This window comes from Sphingomonas phoenicis (genome assembly GCF_047238005.1).
GTDB lineage: Bacteria > Pseudomonadota > Alphaproteobacteria > Sphingomonadales > Sphingomonadaceae > Sphingomonas.
On sequence record NZ_JBDFMC010000002.1, the window covers coordinates 2,103,507 to 2,119,208 of the forward strand.

The 15,702-nt window shown below is 65.5% G+C and carries 17 protein-coding genes; 13 read left to right on the top strand and 4 right to left on the bottom strand.

Going from position 1 to position 15,702, the window contains the following annotated elements; genetic code table 11:
- Nucleotides 1-271: 271 nt before the first annotated feature.
- Nucleotides 272-1,210 (top strand): LysR substrate-binding domain-containing protein, encoded by a 939-nt coding sequence (locus ABC319_RS11195; RefSeq protein ID WP_413070299.1) that lies wholly within the window; start codon nt 272-274, stop codon nt 1,208-1,210.
- 20 nt (nt 1,211-1,230) lie between these two features.
- Here ABC319_RS11195 and ABC319_RS11200 read toward each other — a convergent pair whose 3' ends face one another.
- Together ABC319_RS11200 and ABC319_RS11205 are read right to left on the bottom strand one after the other, a co-directional pair.
- Entirely contained in the window at nt 1,231-2,133 is a 903-nt protein-coding gene (locus ABC319_RS11200) for a LysR family transcriptional regulator (RefSeq protein WP_413070300.1), read from the bottom strand.
- A 306-nt stretch (nt 2,134-2,439) separates the two neighbouring features.
- A complete protein-coding gene (locus ABC319_RS11205; RefSeq protein WP_413070301.1) occupies nt 2,440-2,868 on the bottom strand; it encodes a RidA family protein in 429 nt (142 codons plus the stop codon).
- A 135-nt stretch (nt 2,869-3,003) separates the two neighbouring features.
- Here ABC319_RS11205 and ABC319_RS11210 point away from each other — a divergent pair, with 135 nt between their 5' ends.
- On the top strand, nt 3,004-3,576 hold the full coding sequence (locus ABC319_RS11210; protein ID WP_413070302.1) for a TetR/AcrR family transcriptional regulator: 573 nt from the start codon (nt 3,004-3,006) through the stop codon (nt 3,574-3,576).
- Between the two features lie 122 nt (nt 3,577-3,698).
- Here the strand turns inward: ABC319_RS11210 and ABC319_RS11215 are convergent, their stop codons facing one another.
- Nucleotides 3,699-4,571, bottom strand: a complete 873-nt coding sequence (locus ABC319_RS11215; RefSeq protein ID WP_413070303.1) for a hypothetical protein — start codon at nt 4,569-4,571, stop codon at nt 3,699-3,701.
- 16 nt (nt 4,572-4,587) lie between these two features.
- Nucleotides 4,588-5,250: an isochorismatase family protein gene (locus ABC319_RS11220; protein ID WP_413070304.1), complete on the bottom strand. Its 663-nt coding sequence runs from the start codon at nt 5,248-5,250 to the stop codon at nt 4,588-4,590.
- 331 nt (nt 5,251-5,581) lie between these two features.
- Here ABC319_RS11220 and ABC319_RS11225 point away from each other — a divergent pair, with 331 nt between their 5' ends.
- From ABC319_RS11225 to ABC319_RS11275, 11 genes are all read left to right on the top strand, one after another.
- Entirely contained in the window at nt 5,582-5,983 is a 402-nt protein-coding gene (locus tag ABC319_RS11225) for a DoxX family protein (protein WP_413070305.1), read from the top strand.
- A gap of 38 nt (nt 5,984-6,021) precedes the next feature.
- A complete protein-coding gene (locus tag ABC319_RS11230) occupies nt 6,022-6,561 on the top strand; it encodes a GNAT family N-acetyltransferase (RefSeq protein ID WP_413070306.1) in 540 nt (179 codons plus the stop codon).
- Complete coding sequence (locus ABC319_RS11235; RefSeq protein ID WP_413070307.1) at nt 6,558-6,899, top strand: hypothetical protein; 342 nt, start codon at nt 6,558-6,560, stop codon at nt 6,897-6,899. The genes ABC319_RS11230 and ABC319_RS11235 overlap by 4 nt, the downstream gene beginning before the upstream one ends.
- A gap of 378 nt (nt 6,900-7,277) precedes the next feature.
- Nucleotides 7,278-8,435, top strand: coding sequence for a glycosyltransferase family 4 protein (locus ABC319_RS11240; RefSeq protein WP_413070308.1), 1,158 nt, complete (start codon nt 7,278-7,280; stop codon nt 8,433-8,435).
- Between the two features lie 63 nt (nt 8,436-8,498).
- Nucleotides 8,499-9,536, top strand: a complete 1,038-nt coding sequence (locus ABC319_RS11245) for a KpsE/RkpR family capsule polysaccharide export protein (RefSeq protein ID WP_413070309.1) — start codon at nt 8,499-8,501, stop codon at nt 9,534-9,536.
- A complete protein-coding gene (locus ABC319_RS11250) occupies nt 9,533-10,348 on the top strand; it encodes an ABC transporter permease (protein WP_413070310.1) in 816 nt (271 codons plus the stop codon). The genes ABC319_RS11245 and ABC319_RS11250 overlap by 4 nt, the downstream gene beginning before the upstream one ends.
- A complete protein-coding gene (locus ABC319_RS11255) occupies nt 10,345-11,739 on the top strand; it encodes an ATP-binding cassette domain-containing protein (RefSeq protein ID WP_413070311.1) in 1,395 nt (464 codons plus the stop codon). Before ABC319_RS11250 ends, ABC319_RS11255 begins: the two co-directional genes overlap by 4 nt.
- Nucleotides 11,736-13,028: a glycosyltransferase family 4 protein gene (locus ABC319_RS11260; RefSeq protein ID WP_413070312.1), complete on the top strand. Its 1,293-nt coding sequence runs from the start codon at nt 11,736-11,738 to the stop codon at nt 13,026-13,028. The genes ABC319_RS11255 and ABC319_RS11260 overlap by 4 nt, the downstream gene beginning before the upstream one ends.
- A gap of 113 nt (nt 13,029-13,141) precedes the next feature.
- Nucleotides 13,142-14,191, top strand: coding sequence for a polysaccharide biosynthesis/export family protein (locus tag ABC319_RS11265; protein WP_413070313.1), 1,050 nt, complete (start codon nt 13,142-13,144; stop codon nt 14,189-14,191).
- Between the two features lie 110 nt (nt 14,192-14,301).
- Nucleotides 14,302-15,360, top strand: coding sequence for a glycosyltransferase family 4 protein (locus ABC319_RS11270; protein ID WP_413070314.1), 1,059 nt, complete (start codon nt 14,302-14,304; stop codon nt 15,358-15,360).
- Complete coding sequence (locus ABC319_RS11275) at nt 15,357-15,680, top strand: hypothetical protein (protein WP_413070315.1); 324 nt, start codon at nt 15,357-15,359, stop codon at nt 15,678-15,680. Before ABC319_RS11270 ends, ABC319_RS11275 begins: the two co-directional genes overlap by 4 nt.
- Nucleotides 15,681-15,702: the final 22 nt, after the last annotated feature.

Sequence of the window (15,702 nt, forward strand, 5' to 3'; positions counted from 1 at the left end):
TTCATCCGCACCGTCGGCTGGTCGAATGGAACACACGAAGGACCCGCCACAGACAAGGTCGTTCCGGCAGCGATCTGAACGGTGCGTCCAAACTTCTGGACGTACATTCCTTGCGGAAACCCGCTTCACATGGCTCTATTCACAGGTTCGGGCTTGAGAATGATCAAGGACGCCCCCTGAGGCGCCGACCGAATGCGGAGGTATGTCGGAAGATTGGAGCAGCGTTTGCGCGGCTTCGTTTCGAGACCTTCCAGCGATCTGGGAAAGAGCCATGCTGAACCTTACCGATGCCCATTATTTCGTGAAGGTCGTAGATCAGGGCGGGTTCGCTGCGGCGGCACGCAAACTCGAACTACCGAAGTCCACGCTTAGCTCCCGCGTTTCCGAACTGGAATCGGCGCTTGGGGTCAGGCTGCTGAACCGCACGTCCCGCCAGATCGCGCTGACGCAGACGGGCGAGGAGTTCTACCGCCACGCCACCGACCTGATCGCGAACGCGATGCGGGTCGAGGAGGCGATGCGCAGCGGCCTCAAGGAGCCAAGCGGCACCATCAAGCTGACCACCACGTCGGAGCTGTCCGAGTATGTTCTCTGCGACCTGCTACCGACCTTCCTCGCTCGCCACCCGAAGGTGCGCATCATCGAGGAGGCCACGGACCGTGTCATCGACATCATCGCCGAGGGCTTCGACGTCGCGATCAGGGGGCACAACACCGCCCTTGCGGATTCATCGCTGATCCAGCGACATCTCGCCAAGGCGCCGTGGATCCTCTTCGCGGGAGCGAAGTACCTGAAGGATCATGGCGTCCCGTCGCAGATCGACGAACTCGACCGACATTCGAGCCTCACGCTGGCGCGACCAGGAATGGCGACGTGGCAATTGACCAGGCCGGGCGATGAGCCCCGCGTGGTATCGCTGGCGCCGCGATTCCGGACCAACAGCATGGTCTCGCTGAAGATGGCCACCTGTGCGAACCTCGGGATCGCGGCCCTGCCCGGCTACATCTGCCGCCGCGAGATCGAAGACGGCAGCCTTGTCCCGGTGCTGTCCGACTGGAAGGTGATGGATGCATCGTTCTCGCTGGTGATCCCCTACCGCCTTGGCGTACCACCGGGGGTGCGGGCGCTACTGGACTTCCTCGCGGCCGAACTGCCGAGGTCGCTGCGCTTCGACTACGCTGCGAAGGATGAGCCAGGCGACGTGGCGTGACCGGTCATCGCGCCATGCAGTCACGACAGCTCAGCAGACGCGGGATCACGCAACTCCGCAGCGAGGAAATCGACCAGCGCCGCCACCCGCCGGCTCGGCGGCGTTCCCGCCTGCACGGCGAAGAGGTCGACCTGCCACGGAATGAAGCCATCGAGCACAGTGACCAGTGCACCGGCGTCGATCTCGCGTCGGACGTCCCACAGGTTCTTCGAGATAACGCCGTACCCGGCCACCCCCCATTCCCGAAGTACGTCCCCGTCGCTTGCCTGCCGGTCCCCTTTTACCTTGATGTTCACGACCTTGTCGCCATCGCGGAAAGGCCAGGTCGAAAGCGGCGCGCCCGGGCGCGCGAGCACGATGCAGTTGTGTCCGGCGAGCTGACCCGGATGGCTGGGGATACCAGCCTCTGCCCAGTAGCCCGGCGATGCGCAGACCACGCGTGGCCCGCGGATCAGCTTGCGCGCGCGCATCGTGGAATCGGGCAGAGGGCCACTGCGGACAGCGAGGTCGATATGCTCGTCGATAAGGTCGACGGCACTGTCGCTCAGCAGTAACGTGACGATGATCCGCGGATGACGCTTCTGGAAGGCGTCGAGCAAGGGCCGCAGTCTGACCCGGCCGAAGTCGTTCGTCGCCGTGACCCGGATGGGCCCGCTGAGCGGACCATCCTCCCGCATGCTGCCAACTGCCGCATCCCACTCGCTTACGATCCGGCGGGCGTCCGCGAGCAGCGTCTCGCCTTCGTGCGTGAAGACCAGCTTCCGGGTGGTGCGGGTCATCAGGCTGACACCGAACTCCTGCTCCAGCTGACTGACTGCCAGCCCGACAGTGGATGTCGCGATCGCGCGCTGCCGGGCAACACCCGAAAAGCTACCCGCCTCCGCCACATCGAGCAGCAATCGAAGCGCGTCGATCCGATCCATTGTTCGACTCTTTCAAAAATTCATTTGTCCCCAGCGTCGATTACCCAGAATCGGTGGCGACGATACAATGGCACCGATAACGATCCATACGCCGCGATTGCCTTGGTCGACCTTGGGTCCCGCCGAGCGTCCGTCACTGTCGACCGAGCCTCTCAAGGAGATGAACCGTGCTTGATCTCATCTCCGCTACCGCTCGACCCCGGGCAGGCGATGTCGAGGATCCCCTGCGCCGCGGGATCGTGAAGGGGGTGCCTTGCAACCCTTGCGCACCCGGGCGGGAGCGCTCGACGATCCCGAACACAACGGTCAGGCTGCGGCGGGGATACGAGCGATAGCCTTGATCTCGAAGTCGAAGCCAGCAAGCCAAGTGACGCCGACCGCCGTCCAGTTCGGATAAGGCACCTCGCCGATCTCCGCGGTACGAACCGCCATGACCGTGTCGAACTGTGCCTGCGGATCGGTGTGGAACGTAGTTACGTCCACCACGTCGTCGAACGTACAGCCCGCTGCGGTCAGAACGGCCTTGAGGTTGGCAAATGCCAGCCGGACCTGCTTCTCGAAGTCAGGTTCCGGTGAACCATCGTCCCGGCTGCCGACCTGACCCGACACAAAGAGCAGGTCGCCTGACCGGATCGCAGCGGAGTAGCGGTGCTCCTGATAGAGGGCGTGCCGGTTGGCGGGGAATACGGCTTCTCTGGTGGACATGCTTTGCTCCTCGTGATGGTCCTGCGGCACCGGCACTGGCCTTTTGCAGGCCAATCGATATACGCGCCGTATGTATTCTCTGCCTCAGATACGCACCGTATGTCAAATCGTTCGCGAATGTAGCCCTTCGTTGTGAAACCTCCCGCTAATCGACGTGCTGCGGCGATGGCGGAGACGCGTGAGCGGCTGATCAGGGCCGCCCGACATGCGTTTGCCATGCAGGGCTACACCGCGGCCTCGATGGACGAGCTGACGGCAGCGGCCGGCCTGACCCGCGGCGCCCTCTATCACAACTTCGGCGACAAACGCGGCCTGCTCGCAGCGGTCATCGAGCGCATCGACGCGGAAATGGCCGAGCGGCTGCGCATGATCCGGGCCCATGCGCCGACGCTGTGGGACGGCCTTCTCGACGAGGGGTGCGCCTATATCGAGATGGCGATGGAGCCTGAAATCCAACGCATCATGCTGCTCGACGGCCCTGCGGTACTGGGTGACCCGTCGAAGTGGCCCGGTGAGAACGCCTGCCTCGAAATCACCATGCGGACGCTGCAGGCCCTGATCGAGGAAGGCACCATCGCCCCGGTCGACATCGAGGCGGCAGGTCGCCTCCTCAACGGTGCCGCGCTCAGCGCAGCCCTCTGGGTGGCATCGGCGAACGATCCCGAGGCGGTCTTGGCCAAGGGGATCGCGGCGTTCCGCCGGCTCGCCTCCGGGCTACTCGTTGGATCTGTTCGATAGGTCTCAGGCGAACAGAGGCCCGACATGGGCGTTCGGCGGCATGAGAGCGGCCGCAGACATCGACGACGGCCGGGTCGAACAGACGCTCCCGTTTGACCTGCCTCTGCGGATCGCCACGCGAGCTAAGCGGCGCAGGGTGGCGGAGACGCCCCGCCGTCAGATCGCCACCAAGCGAGCCAGGCCAGAACCGCCAGGACAAGGTCCTGGAGGAAGAATTGCGCCGTGCTCAACATGGCCTCCGACACGCCGGGGCGCATCGACCATGGGAACAGCAACTGCATGACGAGCGTGCCGCGAAGCAGCAGGACCAGTGTCGCAAACTGCAGGACACCGATCACCGGCACTGGCGACAGCCGTCTGCCAACCAGGGCCGCGATCGTCAGAACGGCCACGGTCGTCTCGAGGAAGGTGGCGTAGCTCCACGACAGGACGTAAACACCATAGGGCTCCGTGTAGATCTCGGGGCGACGCAGGTTGGCGAACGGGGCGATCGCCGCGCGGGCTGCCGGAGCGACCAGGAAGGTCGTCACGCCCGTGATCACGAGCGTCGCAGCGAGCAGGCCGATCGGCCGCCGGATCAGTCGCCGTGAAACTTCGATGAGAATGGCGAGAACGAGACTCTGCGACAGCTCCGACACCAGCTTGACGGCCGGGAAGGTCGACCCGTTCGTGACCACGGCATCCATGACGGCCGCGCGCACGTTTCCCGCGACCGCCGTATCGAGCAGGGCCACCGCCGCTACGCGGCCGATGACAGGCAACGGGCCAAGCACGGGGTACGCCAGGCGGTAGACGACAAGCAGCGAGAAGACCCGTAGCGCAACGAGCACGAGGCCGAGCCGTCCTACGCCGGACATGTCGGGATAGGCTATGTGCAGGACCTGCAGCATGACGACGTGGACCGACAGGGACACGAACGTAATGACCATGGCCGCAGGAACGAGGCGCATGGCAATGCCGCACGCTGCACGCGAGGATGGCACCGTTTCACTCATGCGAGATCCTCGACATTTACACAGCGGCGGCACTGCCTTCTGCCTTATGACCATGAAGCGCCCACTTGCCATAGGGGATCTGTACGTTCCCGAATATGGAGTGAGGCCGTAGCAGGTCCACCACGCCCTGATATGTCTCGGTCCTGGCCCAGTCCTGCTGGAGTTCGTAAACGAAGTGCTGCGCCGTCAGCGGCACCGCTCCGGCCTGGATCATCCGCTCGACCGAACGCTCATGGACCTGGGGCGTCGTGTCGCCGCACGCGTCGGCGACGAAGAACGCCTCGTAACCCCGCCAGATCGCCTCAAGGGTGTTGAAGGTGGCGCAAGCGCCGGTCCACAGACCCGCGATCACGAGGCGCTTGCGGCCCGTTGCCTCGACGGCCCGGACGAAGCCTTCATCGAGCCACGCATTGATCGAGGTGCGATCGATGATGATCTTGTCCATGAAGACATCCTCGGCGATCTCCGGCACGAAGTTTCCGGCGAAGGTGTCGGCGGTAATCGTCGTCAACACGGTCGGCATGCCGAACAACGCCGCCGCCTTGGCGATGATCTGGGCATTGTTCAGCACCACCGTGGGATCGTCGCTGCGCAAACCCATCAGCATCTGCGGCTGGTAGTCGATCAGGAGCAGCGCCGTATCGGCGGCAGTGATGAACCGGGATTGTGGGATGGCCATGACTTCACCTCGCGGGCAGAATGGACTGAGAGCGATCGCGACACCGGATGAGCGTAGCGGCCACGGCTTACGTTAGGCCTCCCCGGGTGCTGCCACGACCGACAACTCGGCCGGATCACTGGACGCTGCATCCAGATCTGCAAACCTCCCCGCCCGATGTTCGCTCACCTATCCGCCGCCTGACGTTGATCGCCAGCGAGCCCGGGCCACGACAGATCGGGGTTGGAGCGACCAGTCGAGCGGGACCGCCCGCATGCGCCCGGGCACGCCGCGAGCGATGGTCGGTCGCCATCGAGATGTCCGAGGCCTCTCAATCAAGGAGCGCGAGACGATGCCTACACTGATAGCCGACATACTTTCCGCGGGATGGTTCAACATGCTCGCCCGGGTGATCCTCACCTCCTTCTTCTGGGTCGCCGGTCTGTTCGGCCTGTTCAACTTCGGCATGATGGTGAAGGTCATCGAGGAGCACCGGCTCTCGAGCCCGCGCACCGTCGTAGCAGCCATGATCGTTACCGAACTGGTCGGATCGGCACTTCTCATCACCGACTACCGGTCACTGGGCTGGCTCGGGGCGGGGTGGCTCGGCGTCTTCACCTTCCTTTCGATCCTGCTCGGGCATCCATTCTGGAAATACGATCCGCCCAAGAAGATGGAGGAGTTCCAACTGGCGCTCGAGCACCTCGCGGTGATCGGCGGACTGATGTGCGCCGCGGTCCTGACCACTCTATGATCCCTGAACGCCCCCCGTGCCGCATTGAGGGGCGCGACATGCATTCCGACCAGCAGGATCAAGGTGAAACGCCGCGCATGCCGATCCATCCCATTCGCCGCGCGGGACCCGCGGACGTTCCCGCGATCCGATCCGCAGTAAGGGAAGCTTACGCGCACTACGTCGAGCGGTTGGGACGCAGGCCCGCACCGATGACGGCGGACTATGCCGCGCTCGTCGATGACGGTGCCGTATGGGTCCTGGAGGTCGACGGCGAGGTTGCCGGCCTCATCGTCCTGCGGCGGGCGCTCGATCACCTTCTGGTCAGCAACGTCGCCGTCGCACCCGCGCATCAGGGTCACGGCCTCGGTCGTGCGCTGTTGGGATATGCCGAGGCGCAGGCACGGGCCGAAGCCTTTCGCGAACTGCGCCTCTACACGCACGAACTCATGCACGAGAACATCGCCCTGTACACGAGGCTCGGGTGGGAGGAATACGACCGCGGCGAGCACGAGGGCTTTCGGCGCGTTTTCATGCGCAAGCCCGTCCCGATGCTGAATCCAAAGGTGGATCGGAAGCCGCATCGGGATACGGGTTGAAGTGCCCTGCCCTCTGCGCCGGTGCGGCGGCGCTCTGCCTGCTGCAGGCCGGGGTTGCGGGCGCCCGGCAGATCGTCCGACCGATGACGAGTGGCATGACGATCACGACCTCCAACTCGGTCGCGAGCGTCGAGTTCAGGGTGCGGAGCGCCGGACCGGGCTATTGCGTGGTCAGGGTGTGGTCATCCTATGGGCGCGAGAACGTCCTCCCCGCGCCATCCATATGGTCGCCCTGGCTGGTCCTCTTCTCGCATACCGGCCGCGTCTCGGCGACCATTGCAGCAGATCCGGGATGCAGCCGCGAGACGGTGTTCGAGATCAGATACTTCGCGGACTGACTGGGCGAGTAGTCGCACGACACACCTGCGCTTCAGCGGCACGCCGGAACGGTCGGTGCCGCCAATTTGCGTCAGCAACGCCGTGGAAAATGGGCCGTCGCCGAACGGTCTTAGTGACAGTCCGAACCAAGGAGCCGACGATAAGGACGTCGACCATCGTCCATCCGACGACGCGCCGCACCCAGCCACCTGGTCGGAAAGCGAGCAATTGACCGCCGGCGGCCAAGGATGATCCGCATCGTGTCCGTCTAGGAGAGGATGCGTAGAGACGGACATACCCCATTGCTACCGGCACCGGCTTCCACGCCGATCCTCCTCGACGTCACACGCCTTGTCGAGTTGCGTTGGACGGACAGGCTGCACAATGGGATCGATCGCGTGAATCTGGCGTATTTGCGCCACTTCGCTTCCCGCGCCCGGGCAGTCGTGCAACATCGCGGCGTCACCCGCGTGCTGGGTGAGCTTGCGTCGCAAAGCCTGTTCGCCCTGCTCGCCGACGCCACCGCGCGCGCGCGCTCCGGGATCGCTGCTCACCTCGCCAAAGCCCTGGCGATCCCCCTGCGCCCGACCATCGGAAGCCTGTATCTGAACGTCAGCCACACCGATTTCGACTTGCCGTCCCATAGTGCCTGGCTGCACCGACACGCACTCCGCGCGATCTACCTGATCCACGACCTCATCCCGATACTGCATCCCGATCATTGCCGCCCTCGCGCCGTCGTTCGCCACACTGGTCGGGTCGATGCAGCGCTGCGGCACGGGTCGGGGATCATCGTCGGCAGCGCGGCGGTCGCGCGCGATCTGGAGGATTATGCCGGACGGCGTCGATCCAGCACCCCGCCCGTCGCGATCTCCGCACTGGCCGGAGCCACGCTGGACAGCACCGCGACCCGGTGCAGCGATCTCGGCGATTTCTTCCTGTGCGTCGGCACGATCGAAAGCCGCAAGAACCACCTTTTGCTGCTTCGGGCGTGGGAGCGACTGCGCGAACGACTGGGGCCGTCGACGCCGCGCCTCGTCATCGTCGGCCGATGGGGCACGGGATCCGAGGAATTTCGTGAGGCACTCGATCGATCCGGCATGTCCGGTAACCTGATCGAGGTGCTGGACCATTGCGGCGACGACGAGCTCGCAACCATGATGGCCACGGCGCGCGCGATGTTGATGCCGTCGCTGGCGGAAGGTTTCGGCCTGCCGATGGCAGAGGCGCTCAGAATGGGCGTGCCTGTGATCGCCAGCGACCTGCCATGCTTCCGGGAGGTCGGTCAGGGCATTCCATGCCTGCTGGACCCGCACGACGTCGCCGCATGGGTGGCCCGGATCGTCGCCCTCGACCAGGCTACCGCCCGACGCCAACGGAAGGTCGACGCGCTCCATGGGTACCGTGCTTCTACGTGGGACCAGCACTTCGCCCGCGTCGATCCATGGCTTGCCGAAATCGCCTCTTCCCCGGCGCGATCCGCGGACCTTGGCACAACGAGCGCATCCGCCCCGGCCAGGGCACCCGATGGCCGCACGCTCGATCTGGAAATCTGACCCGTGCCGTCACGCCTGTCGCCGCCATCACTTCTGTTTGTCGCCCTGGCCATCGTCCCAACGATGCTGGCGATCCTCTATTTCGCGCTGTTCGCTAGCGACCTGTACGTGTCGGAAGCGCGCTTCGTCGTGCGCAGCCCGAGCAAGGCGGCCGTCACCTCGCTCGGGCAGGTGCTTAGCGGCAGCGGGCTGAGCGGCGCGACCGAGGAAAGCAACGCCGTCATCGAGTATCTCGGGTCGCGCGGTGCGCTGGAGGACGCCGATCGCGACGGCCTGCTCACGCGCGCTTACACCGCCGGCTCGGTGTTCCTGCTCGATCGTTTCGGAGGGCTGCTCCCGGCCAATCGGGAGCGCTTCTTCGACTATTATCTGGGCAAGGTCGAGGTGGAGCCCGACACCACGACGCAGGTTCTGCATCTCAGCGTCAGCGCCTTCCATCCAGGTCAGGCACGCGCGATCAACGAGCGACTGCTCGAACGGTCGGAAGCGCTGGTCAACCGCCTGTCGACCCGGGCGCGGAGCGACGCGGTGGCCGTCGCAGAGGAGGACGCGCGCACGGCGCAACGGCGTGCACGGAATGCGGCCGTCGATCTCGCGGCCTATCGCAACCGCGCCCGCATCATCGATCCGGAGAAGGAGGCGGAGGCTCGTCTGCAAGGCATCGCTCGACTGGAGGACGAGGTCGTGTCCGTGCGCACGCAGTTGCAGCAGATGGAGGCATTCACGCCCGCCGCACCCCAAATTCCCTATCTGCGAACACAGCTTGCAACCCTTCAGCGAGAGATCGCTGCGCGCCGGTCGGGCGTTGCGGGCGGGCGCGATTCCCTGTCGGCGGCGGGTGCGCGCTACCAGGTGCTGCTGCTCGACAGCGAACTGGCCGGCAAGCAGCTCGCCGCCTCCTTGATCTCGTTGCAGGACGCGCATGCCGAGGCACGTCGCAAGCGCGCCTACGTGGAACGGATCGCTCCGCCTAGCCTCCCGGACTATCCCATCCGTCCGCGTCGGCTGGGCGGGATCGCGGCGGTACTGGTGCTGGGTCTGCTCTCCTGGGGCATTTTCACGGTCCTGCTCGCAGGAGTCAGGGAGCATCGGGAGGGATGACTGGGATCACCACTCCTGCCCCCGACGCGCCGCCCGCCCTCAGCGACAGCTTCCGCGTGCAAGGCCGTGTTCTGCAGGCGCTCCTGCTTCGCGAGATGCTCACGCGCTATGGCCGGCACAACATCGGCTTCCTGTGGCTGTTCGTCGAACCGATGCTCTTCACCCTCGGCGTCGCGGCATTGTGGACGGCGGCGAAGGCCTATCATGGCAGCGATCTGCCCATCGTGGCTTTCGCGCTGACCGGCTATTCCAGCGTCCTGCTATGGCGCAACATGCCGGGACGCTGCATCGGCGCCTTGTGGAGCAACCTGTCGCTCCTCTACCACCGCAACATCCGTGTGCTGGACATATACCTGGCGCGCGTTGCGCTGGAGTTCGGCGGCGCGACCATCTCGTTCGCGGGACTGAGCGTCCTGTTCATCGTGCTCGGCTGGATCGATCCGCCCCGCAACATCCTGGAGGTGGTCGGCGGCTGGCTTCTTATCGCCTGGTTCGGTGCTGCCCTGGCGATTACGCTCGGCGCGCTGAGCCACGAGAGCGAACTCGTCGACAAGTTGTGGCATCCCGCCTCATACCTCATCTTCCCGCTCTCGGGCTCCGCCTTCCTCGTCGATGCATTGCCGGCGGCGGCACAGAAATACATCCTGTGGATACCCATGGTGCATGGTACCGAAATCGTGCGCGAGGGCTATTTCGGCCCTCGTGTCCATGCGCATTACGACCTCGGCTACGTCATTCCCTTCTGCGTCGCGCTGACCTTCGTCGCGCTCGGCATCACCCAGCGAGTAGCGCGGCGGGTGGTACCTGAATGATCCGGCTGAGTGACGTCCGCAAGGTTTACCGTACCCGTTCGGGCGACAACGTCGTACTCGACGGCGTCGGGCTCGAGCTGCGCCGGGGAGAGCGCCTCGGCGTGCTCGGCCGCAACGGCGCGGGCAAGTCGACGATGGTCCGCCTGATAAGCGGAGCCGAGCGCCCGACCTCCGGCCGCATCGAGCGCCACATGTCGGTATCCTGGCCGCTCGCCTTCGGTGGCGCGTTCCAGCCGACCCTGTCGGGAATCGACAATGTCCGCTTCATCAGCCGCATCTACGCACAGGATTTCCAGCGCAACCTGTCCTTTGTCGCCGACTTCTCCGAACTCGGGCCTTATCTGCACGAGCCGGTTCGCAGCTACTCGTCCGGCATGAGGGCGCGGCTCGCCTTCGCCATCTCGATGATTATCGAGTTCGACTGCTTCCTGATCGACGAGATCGGGGCGGTCGGTGACGCGCGCTTCCACGACCGGTGCAATCACGAACTCTTCGGCAAAAGAGGTGACCGTGCGATGGTGCTGATCTCGCACGATCCCGGCTACCTGCGCGACCATTGCAACCGCTACGCCCTTCTCCACGGCGGACGTCTGACGCTGCTCGACGACTTCGATGAGGCATATGGCCGTTTTCGTGAGGTGATCGGCCTCTCCGCAGCGCCTGTCGTCGATCAAGCCGCGGCGGTCGATCGAACGGCTCTCATCGAAGTGGCGCAACATCGTGCTCTGGGCGACGACCGCTTCCGGCTACTGGTACGCGAAGGTGACTGGCACCGGGATGCAGGAGAATGGGCGGTAGCGGAACAACGCTACGCCACCGCGCTCGCGCTGCACCCGTACCAGCGCTCCTACTGGGTGCAGCTCGGCCACGCCGCCAAGGAGGGCGGGCATTTCGCTCGCGCAGAACTCGCCTATCGTACTGCCTGCGCGATGGGTGAGCCAGCCGCCGACGTCGTGGAGCATCTGCGTTTCGTGATGGCGCGAGGCGGGGACGATCCAGCGGCCTGGCCAATCCATCCCTACTACAAGGGCAAATCCGCCGAGCAGGTCCCCGGCCGCCCGGATGTGGAGGCGCTGGCATGGCTGCTGTGGAAGGGCGTGATGCCCGACGATGCTGAAGCGGCGGCGCTGCTGCGACGCTGTACGAGTTGCGATGCTCTCGCTGCCGTCATGGTCGCGGAGCCGCAATTCGCCGCTCCGCACCCGCATCTCCATTCCGCTAACGGACTTCCGCACCCGGAGGCGATCCGCATCCTCGCACTTTCCCACCTCCCTTATGCAGAGGCGTACGACCTGATCGCCCGCATGGCCGACGAACCGGCATGGCCGCTCGCCGCCGCAGCAGGAGCCTTCGCCGACTGGCCTGCTTTTCAGAAGGCGCTGAACGGATGAAGCACATCCTCATCGACGGCTACAATCTCGGGTTGGAGAAAGGTACGGGCGTTGCCACCTACGCCCGCAATCTAGCTCGCGAGGCTGGACGCATCGGGCACCATATTTCCATCCTCTACGGCGACCGGCTGCCCTCTGCCCGGCACCCGCTGCTACGGGAGATCGGCTTTTTCGACAGCAAGGCACACACGCGTCACAGCCGCCTGCGCGACCTTGCGGGAATCGTCTCGCCCCGGGCAGCCCGGGCCGCGGAGATTCCCATCACCGGCCGGGTCGTCACGCGACAGTTCACCGGGCGACTACCCCATCACGACATCCTCGTTAACGCGCGCGACGTTTTCAGCCGCGCCAGCGGTCGCTTCGACGCGTGGGGAACGACCACTGCCGTCCACCTGCCCAGGCGACCCGATGTCGCCCACTGGACCTATCCACTGCCGCTGCGTGCACCCGAGGCCGCCAACCTGTACACGCTCCACGATCTGGTCCCGCTGCGGCTGCCCTACACGACGCTGGACAACAAGCGACGCTACCTTGCTCTCATCCGTACGCTCGCGCGGACAGCCGACCATCTTGTTACCGTATCGGAGTGCTCCCGGCGCGACATCATCGACATCACCGGGATCGCACCCGAGCGCGTCACCAACACCTATCAGTCGGTCGACATCCCCGTCCGGTATCGAGACGTACCCGAGGAGCAGGTCGCGCGTGAGGTGGAGGGTGCGTTAGGAGCGGCGTACAAGGGATATTTTCTGTTCTGGGGATCGATCGAGCCCAAGAAGAACGTCGGTCGGATCGTCGAAGCCTATCTGGCAAGCGGTGTGGAGACTCCGCTCGTCGTCGTCGGTGCCAGAGCGTGGCGGGCGGACGGCGAACTGCGCCTGCTCGATGCCTTTGCCAACGGCAAGCCGGCTGCCGGTGACGTCCGGCGAGGCCGGATCATCCAGCTTCCCTACGCGCCCTTCGGCCTGCTCGTCAGTCTGATCCGCGGCGCGAAAGGCGCACTGTTTCCATCGCTCTACGAGGGCTTCGGCCTCCCCGTGCTCGAGGCGATGCTGCTCGGCACTCCCGTGCTCTGCTCGAACACCTCCTCGCTTCCCGAAGTCGCGGGCGATGCGGCGCTCTCCGTCGACCCATATGACGGCGCAGCCATCAGCGCCGGGATACGCGCACTCGATGCAGACGCCGGTCTGCGCGCCGATCTCTCGTCACGGGGCCTTGCTCAGGCCGCTCTCTTTTCTCCCGATCGCTACCGCGCGCGCCTCGACGCGCTCTACCAGAGGTTCCTGTGATGCCTGCCACCTCGTTGCGGCACTGCGCTGCCTTGTCTGCCCTTCTCATGGCCGGCTGTTCCGCGGTCGGCGGGTCGGGCCCTTCAAAGGGTGCGATCGGCCGGGCCGCGCGCATGTCGGACACGGCACAGGCGATCACGGTCGTGCCGCTCGACGACGCCGCGGGCCGCCGCTCCGCATCCTATACGCGGTCGCAGGCATTCGCCGACGTCTTCGGCATGGCGCCTGCGACCGGAACGGTGATCGGCGTCGGGGACGTGCTCGATATCTCGATCTGGGAGGCGCCGCCGGCGGTACTGTTCGGCGCAACGGCCCCCGGTGCCGCCATCGGCAACGCGCTGGCGCAGAGCGCGGGCATCCCGCAGCAGGTGGTCGGCGAGGACGGCACCGTCATCATTCCGTTCGTCGGTGCCGTACCGGCGCGTGGACGCACTCCCCAGGACATCGCCCGCACGATCGTCGCGCGGCTGACCGGCCGTGCGCACGCTCCCCAGGCGATCGTCAGGCTGGCGCAGAACGACAGCCGTGCAGTCACCGTGATGGGCGAGGTCGGGGCGACCCGCCGCCTGCCGCTGACGCCGCGTGGCGAGCGGCTGCTCGACGTCCTCGCCTCGGCCGGCGGCTCGCGCCAGCCGGTCGCCAAGACCACCATCCAGCTTACCCGCGCCGGGCGGACCGCCTCCATGCCCCTGGAGACCATCGTCCGCGACCCCACGCAGAATATCACACTCCAGCCCGGCGACGTCGTCTCCGCGGTCTTCCAGCCCTACAGCTTTGTCGCGCTCGGCGCCGTCGGTCAAAGCGCCGAGGTGCCGTTCGAAGGCGGTGGCATCTCGCTCGCCCAGGCGCTCGCCAGGGTCGGCGGGCTGCGCGACGATCGTGCCGACGTGCGCGGCGTGTTCGTCTTCAGGCTGGAGCAACCGCAAGCACTTGCGCCCGAAATCGCCGATACCGCACGCCGCACCGCAGACGGGCGTATTCCGGTCGTCTATCGCCTCGACCTAGGCCTGGGCGCTTCGTTCTTCGCCGCCCAGGACTTCGCGATCCGGGACAAGGACGTCCTCTACGTCACCAATGCACCGATAGCGGACCTGCAGAAGTTTCTGAACATCGTCTCGAGCGCCGCCTTCTCGGTCACTGGCATCAACAACGCGTTGCAATGACGGCACGGGCACGTTCGATGTCGACGATATGCATCGACTGCCGCTACATCGGGCCGCGGCCCAGCGGGATCGCGGAAGTCGTACGGGGTCTGATCGACAACCTCCCGGCGATGGCGCCCGACCTCCGCTTCAGGCTGCTGCGGCATCCCTCGCATCCGGAAAGGCTTACCGACGCCGTCAACGTCGTGGAGCAGGTGGTGCCCCATGCCGCGAACGGTCCCGCGACCATGTGGTGGCTGCCCGAGGTCGTCGATCTTGCGGGCGTCGATCTGTTCCACGCGACCTTCAACATCATGCCGGCAGGATTGAGCATGCCTTGCGTCGTGACGATCCACGACATCATGCGCCTGACACATCCGAACCTGTGCCGGACAGGCATCCGCGGCGAGATAGAACGACGGTTCTACGGTCATGGCATAGTGAGGGCGATCCGTTCCGCCGGCGCGATAGCCGCCATCAGCTCGGCGACCGCGGACGCCATTGCGGCGTACCATCCCGAGGCCGGCGACCGCACCCATGTGACAAGATCCGGTGTATCGGAACAGTTCCAGCCACGCCGACCCGATCCCGCCGCCCTGCAAGCGCTTGGCATCGCTCCCGGCAGGCCCTTCGTGCTGACCGTTGGCCAGGACGCACCGTACAAGAACCATGAGGGTGCGTTGCGGTCCTTCGCCCTCGCTTTCGCCGATCGGCCTGACATCGAACTGGTGATGGTTCAAAGGGGAGCGGGACCTCGCGGGCGCCTCGCACACCTCGCCCGTTCGCTCGGCATCGATTCACGCGTGCGCTTCATGAGGACGATCGGCACCGACGAGCTGGTCACCTTGTACGGCGCGGCTTGCGCGCTGCTCCATCCCTCGTTCGTCGAGGGTTTCGGAAATCCGGTCGCGGAGGCGATGGCATGCGGGTGCCCGGTCATCACCAGCTCCGTGTCCTCGATGCCCGAGGTTGCCGGGGGCGCCGCCCTTCTCGCCGACCCTGAAGACATCGATGCTATCGCGCACTGTCTGAACCAGGTCATCGGATCCCCGATCCTGGCGCAGCAAATGCGTGCCGCCGGACTCATTCGCGCGCGATCGATGCTGTGGCGTGACTTCGCAGCGGCCAACCTGTCGATCTATCGCCGGATTCTGGCTTTCCCGGGCGGGGCGAAGCCCGATCAAGGTTGAGCGGCATCCACTCCGTCTACGTCACGACACGGTCAACGGGAACGGAAGACTTGCCTCACATCATCCTCGCATTCTCGAGCGTTGCGTCGATCGAGTACAACGTCGCAGGCGTGCCGGCGGGCGCGCGTGCGGTCCATGCCCTGGCTGCGCTTGGAAGCAACGACGGCGTCGATCGCTGCACGCTGTTCGCCGGCGCCACATGGTCTCCGAGCGAGCAGATGGTCGTCGAATGCGAGCGACTGGCACCGGGGATGCACCTGTCGTTTTCCCCGACCTTCCCTCTGACGATGGCCTGGTCGTACAAGGGGAAGCGCTCATAGACGTGCTTTCGCGTCAGCATGG